This is a genomic window from Sphingobacterium psychroaquaticum (genome assembly GCF_900177625.1).
GTDB lineage: Bacteria > Bacteroidota > Bacteroidia > Sphingobacteriales > Sphingobacteriaceae > Sphingobacterium > Sphingobacterium psychroaquaticum.
Window position 1 is genome coordinate 282,243 of sequence record NZ_FXAU01000001.1, and the last position, 9,447, is coordinate 291,689.

4 protein-coding genes and 1 pseudogene are annotated in these 9,447 nt (G+C 43.0%); all 5 read left to right on the plus strand.

The genetic code is table 11. The features are described from left to right. Window positions 1–1,446 (plus strand): annotated as a pseudogene (locus tag B9Y69_RS01225) (hypothetical protein); the annotation flags it as partial. 40 nt (window positions 1,447–1,486) lie between these two features. Continuing rightward, a complete protein-coding gene (locus tag B9Y69_RS01230; RefSeq protein WP_085471200.1) occupies window positions 1,487–3,883 on the plus strand; it encodes a hypothetical protein in 2,397 nt (798 codons plus the stop codon). Between the two features lie 89 nt (window positions 3,884–3,972). Then, entirely contained in the window at window positions 3,973–5,529 is a 1,557-nt protein-coding gene (locus B9Y69_RS01235; RefSeq protein WP_085471201.1) for a T9SS type B sorting domain-containing protein, read from the plus strand. Window positions 5,530–5,692: 163 nt separating this feature from the next. Beyond that, window positions 5,693–8,101 (plus strand): hypothetical protein, encoded by a 2,409-nt coding sequence (locus tag B9Y69_RS01240; RefSeq protein ID WP_144036475.1) that lies wholly within the window; start codon window positions 5,693–5,695, stop codon window positions 8,099–8,101. 468 nt (window positions 8,102–8,569) lie between these two features. Further along, a partial coding sequence (locus tag B9Y69_RS19155) for a hypothetical protein (protein WP_200811725.1) occupies window positions 8,570–9,447 on the plus strand: 878 nt, incomplete at its 3' end.

Sequence of the window (9,447 nt, forward strand, 5' to 3'; positions counted from 1 at the left end):
GATACGGTTGTTATCGACCTGAACGACTTGGTTAAATTGAACGAGACGGTTACGACCTTGGTGAACAATGGTGACGGTACATACACGTATACGAGTGAGGATGGTACACAGACGACCATCGATGTTCCAGCGGATGTGATCCAGAATTTTGAGGAGATCATCAAGAACGGCGACGTTCAGAATATCCTGAACGAATACATCACGAATGTGGAAGGCAATGTCAGCTTCGACGGATCGAACTTTACGTATGTTGACGGTAGCGATACGGTTGTTATCGACCTGAACGACTTGGTTAAGTTGAATGAGACGGTTACCACGTTAGTGAACAATGGCGATGGTACGTACACGTATACGAGTGAGGATGGTACACAGACGACGATCGATGTTCCAGCAGATGTGATCCAGAATTTTGAGGAGATCGTTAACAATCCAGCTGTTACAAACATTCTAAATGAATTTATCACGAACGTGGAAGGCAATGTCAGCTTCGATGGTTCGAAATTTACATACGTAGACGGTAGTAATGTTGTCGATGTCGATATTTCTACGATTGTCAAAGACAACGAAACATTGACTACGTTAATCATGCGTGAAGAAGAAATTGATGACCCAGAGGTACCAGGGCAAAAGTTGAAAGAGTATTTCCTGCAATATAAGGATGAGCACGGTGAGCTACATGATCTTGAAATCTCTACGATTGTTAAAGCTGGAGAAACATTAACGACTCTTTCATACGATGGAGCACTGCATCAGCTTGTGTACACCGACGAGCAAGGGAATGCAACGCCATTTGATCTAGTCGATCTCGTTGGAGATGCACAGACATTAACAACACTGCGGATTGACATTGATAACAAGCGCCTAGTATACATGGATGAAAATGAGCAAGTACACAACATTAATCTTGGGCCAATTGTACAGGAACCATGGTTCTCGGTAGCGACCAAAACAGGTGCAACATCAAATACTGACGATGTGTACATTCAAGGATGGGTTGGTATAGGAACCGATGAAAAAACTTCAGCAATCAATGAAAAATTACGTGTAAACGGTTCAATCACCACGATTAACAGTTACTACGCCGATTACGTATTTGAAGATTATTTTGAAGGAGAATCCGCTATCAAGTTAGACTACAAGTTCAAGACACTGGATGAGGTGGAAAGCTTTGTGAAAACACACCGGCATTTACCAGGCATTACACCGATCGATCAATTGGAGAAAACGGCGGAAGGCTATTCATTCAATGTGTCGGAACTCTCTATTCAGCTGCTGGAAAAAACAGAAGAGCTATACCTGCATGTTATTGAACAAAATAATAAAATCAAAGAACAGAAAGGCTTTATGCAGATCCAAAGTACAGAGATCCAGAATTTGAAAAAAGAGAGCGAAAGCTTAAAAGAGCGTTTGGAGAAACTGGAACGCATGTTACTGGAGAAGAAATAACTGTTTACGGTAGCACGCTATCATGTAAGAAGAAAACCCTATGAATATACATATAAAATTAGAATGGAAGTCTTTGCTGATGCTGATGCTCCTGTTCCTGGTGACAGGAGACGTAGACGCACAGCAAAGAATGACAAAAATAAAGGACGGTACGGTTTCCGGAACATCGACAGAGCCGTTCGAAGGATCCGTGCTGGAGCTGGAAACTAATAACAAAGGTTTCCTGGCTCCGAGGCTTACCACCGCGCAGCGGGATGCTATCCCGGCAGCCCGCCGTACAGCTGGTTTGTTAATTTATAATACCACAACAGGCTGTTTTAATTACTGGGAAAGTAATATGGGGACCTGGTTGAGTATCTGTGGTACGCCGCCACCAGCGGTTATGACAGTAGACTGTGCCAAAGTAAAACTCAGTGGAACACTGAAGCAAGGACAAGGGATCGATGCGAGCACCTATTTAGAGATTACCGTAGTCGTTACGCAGCCGGGAACATACGATGTGGTGGCGAGTACCGATAACGGTTACTATTTCAGTACAACTGGTTCCTTCCCAACGGCGGGTACTTTTACACTCTACCTGCCAGGAGCTGGTACGCCACAGCGGGGATACAATGACGGAGAGCCCGGGGATCAGTTGACCATAAAGATCCATGGAATAGAAACAACATGTAAACCCTATGTTCCGGTTGAAAATGCGAATGTAAACTATATTATTGATTGTAATACCGCAGGTGGTGTGGACGTGCAAGGTTCCTATATGCTCGGTGTACCGATGAATGCAAACAACAAGATCGTGTTGCGAGTGAATGTTACCTCAACTGGCTATTGGAGTATTCGGACCAATACCGTAAATGGATACTCATTTTCGGGGAGTGGTACGTTTACAGATGCAGGTGTACAAACGATCGAGCTGTTAGGGACAGGGACACCAATTGATGCTGATCCACAGGTTGATGTATTTACACTGATTGACAACTCGGATACACCAAGTAATTGTTCGGACGTGCAGATTCCACTATTAGCTATTGCTTACACGATGGATTGTGGCGGAGCAACGGTCAATGGTAGCTATATGCATGATGTCACACTGACGACATCGAATACGATAACGTTGCCGATCAACGTGACACAGACAGGGGATACCGAAATTACCACCACCGTAACGGATGGTATTGTGTTCAGATCCGGTCCATTAGCGATTCGGGAAGTGGGACCACAAAATGTGATTTTATACGGGGAAGGTAAACCGACAAAATCAGGATCGACGACTTTAACTTTGACGGGAACACCTGGTGGAACAACGCAGGGAGGTGGTACTTGTCAGGTTATAGTTCCAATAGACGCCCAACCAGTAAACTATACCATGAGCTGTAGTAGTATTGCGGTTCAAGGGAACTATAGACCGAATGTCGCGATGACAAGCAGCAATACCATGACGCTTACCGTGACGCCAACTTATGTAGGCAGCTGGAGTATTACGACGGATACGCAAAACGGCGTCATCTTTAAAGGATCAGGAACCTTTGCGACAACAGGGGCACAAACGGTTACCTTGGTGGCTGAAGGTACGCCACTAACGGGGGGCGACTTTAGCTTCAATTTAACGTCAAACAGTGTTGCGGGTAATACAACCTGTGTGAAATCTTTGACCTTTGTGTATCGGACAATGAACATTCTAGGTCTTGGTGGAGGAACGTATCAGCCTGGTAGTGCAGGAACTTCGCAGTCATCACGATCCATCTTGGCGAGTTCGACCAACTTTGGTCCGAATGGAATCGTGAAGGTCGAACGGATGAACATCCACAATGGGGCATATGGTTACGGATCGACATTACAGTCCAATATCACGAATAACAATATCGATATTATTGTTATTGGCTATAACTACATACCAAACAGCGCTACCATTGATATTTTAGTAGATTTTGTGGTAAACAAAAAAGGTGCATTGATTTTCTCTCAGGAGACAAGCACATCAGCAACGGCAAGCATTATTAATGGTATATCGGGCGGAAATGTGACGGTTTCAGGAACGGGAACAACCTATTACAACCCAATTCTGGGTGTGAACGACCCGGTTTTGAACGGACCATTTGGTGATATGCGACTTAAAGGAACAGGTTCAGATGTGAATAACTCGTACTATGTCACTAATGTGCCATCCAATATGACAATTTTGGCAACACAGCAGGGAAATGCGAGTCGGGCTCATATTATAAAACACAATACCCTTGGCTTTATGTATGTCGGTGATTCGGGATGGACTGCAGGGGATGTGACCAACACCTCGACAACGATCTGGCCAGCGAAGGTTTCAAGTTCTGGAGCTCCGCTATCGAAAGGCTATGATGGAGGTGCCGTGGTGTATAACAGTTTTGTGTATGCCAATGCCGTTGCCTGGGCGATTAAATATGTACAGGATAACAAACCGGAGTAGGGTGTAGTTGGGCGGATATGAATAAACTTTCCCTTTCCTTGATAGCTGTCGAGGAAAGGGAAAACTAAAACAATATTAAAGCGAATACAATGAGGTTAAAACTAGGTATATGGCTTTTATTTAATATGCTGTTTTTCTTATCTTATGGACAGAAAAATGGTGAAAAGAGCTTTGAATCAGATAATGGTAAAACGCAGGTCGCTGTGGGCAGTTATCATGTTATCTATTCGGAAAGTCTTTATTTGGGACCTACGAGTCATTGGACGGTGAATGGTGAAGTGCACATCTACAGTAAGAATGTATGGATTGCACCAACGGCTAAGATTGATGGTACGGGTACCCTATTTATTCATGACCCGGCGACAAACCCTCTTCACGAAGGCTGGGCCTCGCAGGCTACCGCAATCGATGGTAATGACGGCGCGTATATCGACCTGAATATGGTCTTGAACAATAAAAAGGGGATAAAGCTAACCGATATGTCGGTTCCGGAGTTCGAAAAGGGTACGATGCCAACAGGAGATAAGGCCGCGGCGTTAAAGATTGGGAAGTCCCTGGATATGCGTGTTGATGGTGCCAATGTCTTCTTAAACGGATACGATTTGGAGTTGTCTAGCTCCGGGAACCTGTTGAATTATAGTCGTTCGCGCATGGTGGTAACCGATGATAAGTTGAGTGGTCATATGATCAAGAACTACAGCACGGTGGGTACATTCGTATTCCCGGTTGGTGTGTTAGCGGAAGACTATACACCGGCCACGTTGGTGCCTACAGCAGCGGCCTCCAAAATCTATGTTTCTGTCAATACATATAACGCCATTAATCTCAATATTGTTAATGAGCTGATTGGTATGGATCGTATCTGGAATATTTTTGCCGGTACGAAGATGAATATGACCTATACCTTAATGCATAATATGCAAACCAACGGTATAGCGTATGTTGATGCCGATGCGAAAATCATGCAGAATGCAGATGGTGGAAACTGGATTGGCGATGTGACCACAGTGGATGCCGCAGGCATACATACACGGACGGATATCGAGACCCAGGCGTCCAATACCTTATCGGGAACCTGGTTTACCAAATTCTCGGGTGATAAGAAAGGACCAACAGCCGTGGACGATGAAAAGACCATGACCTACGGCGAAAATGTAGCCATTAATGTGCTCGAAAATGATGTCCCTGGATCCAGTGCGATTATCCCAACCTCGGTTATCATTACGAAACAACCGGCTAATGGAACGGTGGTGGTGAATCCAGATGGCAGTATTACCTATACACCAAATGATGGGTTTATTGGCACGGATGTCTTCGAGTACGAGATAACGGATGAGAATGGCCTGAAAGATCGCGCGAATGTAACAGTCGTGGTAGATCCGAGAGAACTGTTGATCCCGAATGTCATTACACCAAATGGGGACGGCAAGAACGATAATTTTGTAATCGTAGGCCGAGAGAACTATGATCGTATCGAGCTTATTATTATGAACCGTTGGGGTAATGAAGTGTATCGCAATGCAGATTATAAAGATGAGTGGGGCGGAGGAAATCTGAATGAAGGGACGTATTACCCGATTATCCGGGCGATAAAGGGAAATAAGATTAGAGAGTTTAAATCATATCTATTGATTAAACGAAATTAATTATGAGGTAGGTTAAAAGGAGGGAAACATTAGTTTTCCTTCTTTTTGATAATGATGTATCTTTTTAAGAAATAATATTTTTAATAATGAAATATGTATATTTAATTTCTTTAACATCACTTATTAATCAGCGGATTAGCTGTATTGACTTAAAATTACAAATATGAGGATTATTCTAAATGGATTACGCATACTGTTCTTAGCCTGTTGTCTTCTGCTGCAGCTTACAACAGTCGTTTGGGCGCAAAATAAGATGACCAAAATTAAGGACGGTACGATTGGAGGAACCTCCACAGAACCTTTTGATGGGGCAATTTTAGAGTTGGAAAGTAAGGCTAAAGGTTTTTTACTACCGCGGATGACAACGGCGGAAAGAGATGCCATACCGAACGCACGTAAAATAAACGGCCTAATTATTTTTAATACCACAACCAATTGTATTAACTATTGGGTAGAAGTGACAAATAACTGGTTGAGTTTATGTGGTACGCCTCCTCCAGCTGTCATGACCATTCCAAATTGTAACAATGTAAAAATTAATGGTTTGTTGAAGGAGGGGGTTAACCTGGATGCCAGTAATTATTTAGAGATCCCCGTTTCGGTGTCGCAACCCGGAACCTATGATATTTTAGCATCGACTGATAATGGTTATTATTTTTCTGTATCAGGGACCTTTCCGGCTTCCGGGAATTATACCTTGTATCTGCCAGGGACAGGTAAACCACGAAGAGGCTATCAGCCGGGGGAAGATGGAGATAAGCTTAAGATTACCATGCAAGGCGTTGTACTGACCGACTGTGAACCAAATCTTTTTGTCGAGAATGCCGAAGTAGCGTATACATTAACTTGTCAGTCGACGAGTGCGCAGGGATTATACATGGTAGGGATCCCGTTAACAGAACTCAATTTCATTTCGGTTGCTGTCAATATAACACAAGTAGGAGATTGGTCCATGTGGACACCGGAAGTGAACGGTTACTCCTTTAAAGGCGAAGGAACATTTAATAGTACGGGAACCCAAATCGTTCATCTAATGGGAAGTGGCGTGCCGTTAAGTAATGATCCGACAACCGATACATTTTCAGTACTAACTAATTCAGATGCTTCTTCAGGTACAACTACTTGTGATGTGCTAATTAATTTACAACAAGTTGCCTACACGATAGATTGTGCTAATGCGGTTGTTAAAGGTACCTATAAGCAAGATGTGCCATTGACTTTGGACAATACCATTGAAATAGAGATCGATGTAGTCAAAACAGGGGATATAACCGATATTAAAGCTACAGGGCCGGGAGGCATTTCATTCTCTTCAGGACCACTCGCATTACGTGCCTTAGGAAAGCAGAAGGTGGTATTGCAGGGTAGTGGAACTCCAACAGGAACAAACGATATCATGTTAACGGTATTGGGTACACCAACGGGAGGTAGTACCAGCTGTCAGGTGACAGTTCCGGTGGAAGCGCAACCTGTTAATTATACAACCACCTGTAATAGTATACAAGCTATAGGGGCGTATGCGCCAAATGTGGATATGAAACCTTCCAATCAAATTAAATTAGATGTTATTGTTTCGTACCCAGGTGCTTGGACGATTTCCACACAGACCGAAAATGGGGTTACCTTTAGTGGTTCGGGAACTTTCGCAACTACCGGTCAACAAACCGTGTACTTGAATGCCACAGGAAAAGGTACTACAGATGGCACATTTACCTATAATATAACAACGAATAGCGCGACAAGTAGCAGTTGTTCGGTGGAGATTCCTTTTATTTATAGAAAAATGAATCTGCTAGGATACGGTGGTACAGCCTATACGCCTATTCCAGGATCCAGCAACTATACAGCAAGTGTCATTCCGAAAACGACCGCGAACTTCGGCCCAACGGGAACGGTGAAGATGGAAGGTTTTAACGTATTTAATTCAGGATCACTGAGTGCAAGTGCACTATCTACTTACATCAATACCAATAATATCGATATTATTGTAACGGGCTATGGCGCTAATATTACATCGGCTACTGCCGCGGTATTAGTCGACTTTATTGTAAATAAAAAAGGTGTCGTTATTGTACAGCAACAAGATGATCTAAGTGGATTGGCCGCCTTGATTAATGGTGTTGCGGGAGGATCGGTGAGTTTAACGAAGCCGGGGTCGAAACATTACAATATTAGTAATCTGAACGATCCGATTATAAATGGTCCGTTTGGCGATGTGCGGGGTAAAGTATTTGGTGGTGACCGTTCGGATAACTATGCTTTCGGTAACCTGTCGTCTTCTCTAGTTGGACTTGCAGATCACGCCTCGGCAGGGACATATGCGTTGATACGACATACGACTTTAGGTCTCTTTGTATCCGGTGATGGTGGAGCGTATGTCGGTGGGGTAACACGTGGTGATAGCGATTCATATCCTGCTCGGATTAATAGTTCCGGAGCACCGGTTGTGAATACGGCATATACACCGAATACATACAACAGCCACATCTATGCCAATGCGTTAGCTTGGGCGGTTAAATATGTGCAGGAGAATACACTGGAAGCGATTGATGTCGCTCCGGGAACGGATTAACGTTGTACGAATTAGCCAAGATTTAGAAAAGCTCCTTGCGGTATCACGCAAGGAGCTTTTTTAATAATGAACCCTGGACCTAGTAGAGAATGGTAAAATGCTCGAATATTTACTGCCGTAAATCTCAAATTAAAAAGTGTTAATGGTCATTTACGTGCAACAACCAATATTTGTTAGTCTTTTACAATAAAATATGGTCTTTTTACGATTGTATCCTGTCTTATTTTGGTCACTCGTTGTTTCGGTTCGCTATACTTTTGTATACTGTTTTTTAAGGCTGTGCAACAGGTGGTTATGAGATGTTTATGATGTGAAGTATAACCTTTTTTTGAAATTATTCACACGATAAAAACTTCGTGAAATAGTCAAATTTTTATAAAAACATGTAGCCTAAAGAACGGTGTGAAAGCCGCTTTTTTTGGGGTGGAATTGTATTGAAATTAGTTAAAAACACATTTTTAAATTATTATGAATAAACAGGTCTTGTTCAGCTTTTTCTTCTTCCTTTCTATGGGAGGAGTGTACGCGCAGCAAAAAGTATTTGATGGCACAGTTACCAATGGGAGTAACATGCCAAACGCCAATGCCATTTTGGAATTGGAGAGTAAAAATAAAGGATTACTCTTCTCCAGAGTGGAGCTTTCGACACTGGAAAGTGCGAGCCCGCTTACGGCGCATGTGGCTGGGATAATGGTGTATAATACAGCAACGAATGATAAAGTAAAACCGGGAATCTACTATAATAACGGCGTGAAGTGGGTTGCTGTAGGTGGTGCCAATGCGACGGCAAATATCAACTACGATCCGGTAACAAATGTTATTACGTATGTGGATGAATCGAATAATCCAGTAACGATTAACCTGCAGGAGATTATCAAAGGAACGGAGACGATTACGCTCCTTGATCCAAAAGGAAATGGTCTTTACACGTATTTCAACGAAAAGGCTTTTGACGGGACAGGTGCGCCTATTTTGTCAAAAGGTGTCGATATTAATGTAACGCAGGATGTGATTGATAATTTCGAAACAATTATTAACAATCAGAGTGTTACCAATTTATTGAAAGAGGTTGAGGGTGCGGTGTATTACGATGGTACAAGCTTTACCTATACAAAGAATGGTAGTCCGGTTACGATTACTTTCGAAGAGATGGTACAGTCTGTTCAAACGGTTACCGTACTTAAAGATAACGTGGACGGCACCTATACGTATTACAACGAGGTGGAGATCGACGCAGCGGGTCAGCCTGTAGCAGGAACGGGTGTTAAGATCGATATCCCAGCAAGCGTAATCCAGAACTTTACGGATATCATTTCAAACGAAGATGTAAAGAACGAGATCATCAA

Excerpts from the sequence above, each read along its gene's own strand:
- B9Y69_RS01240 (WP_144036475.1), top strand. The coding sequence starts at position 5,693 with ATGAGGATTATTCTAAATGGATTACGCATACTGTTCTTAGCCTGTTGT.
- B9Y69_RS01230 (WP_085471200.1), top strand. The coding sequence starts at position 1,487 with ATGAATATACATATAAAATTAGAATGGAAGTCTTTGCTGATGCTGATG.
- B9Y69_RS01235 (WP_085471201.1), top strand. The coding sequence starts at position 3,973 with ATGAGGTTAAAACTAGGTATATGGCTTTTATTTAATATGCTGTTTTTC.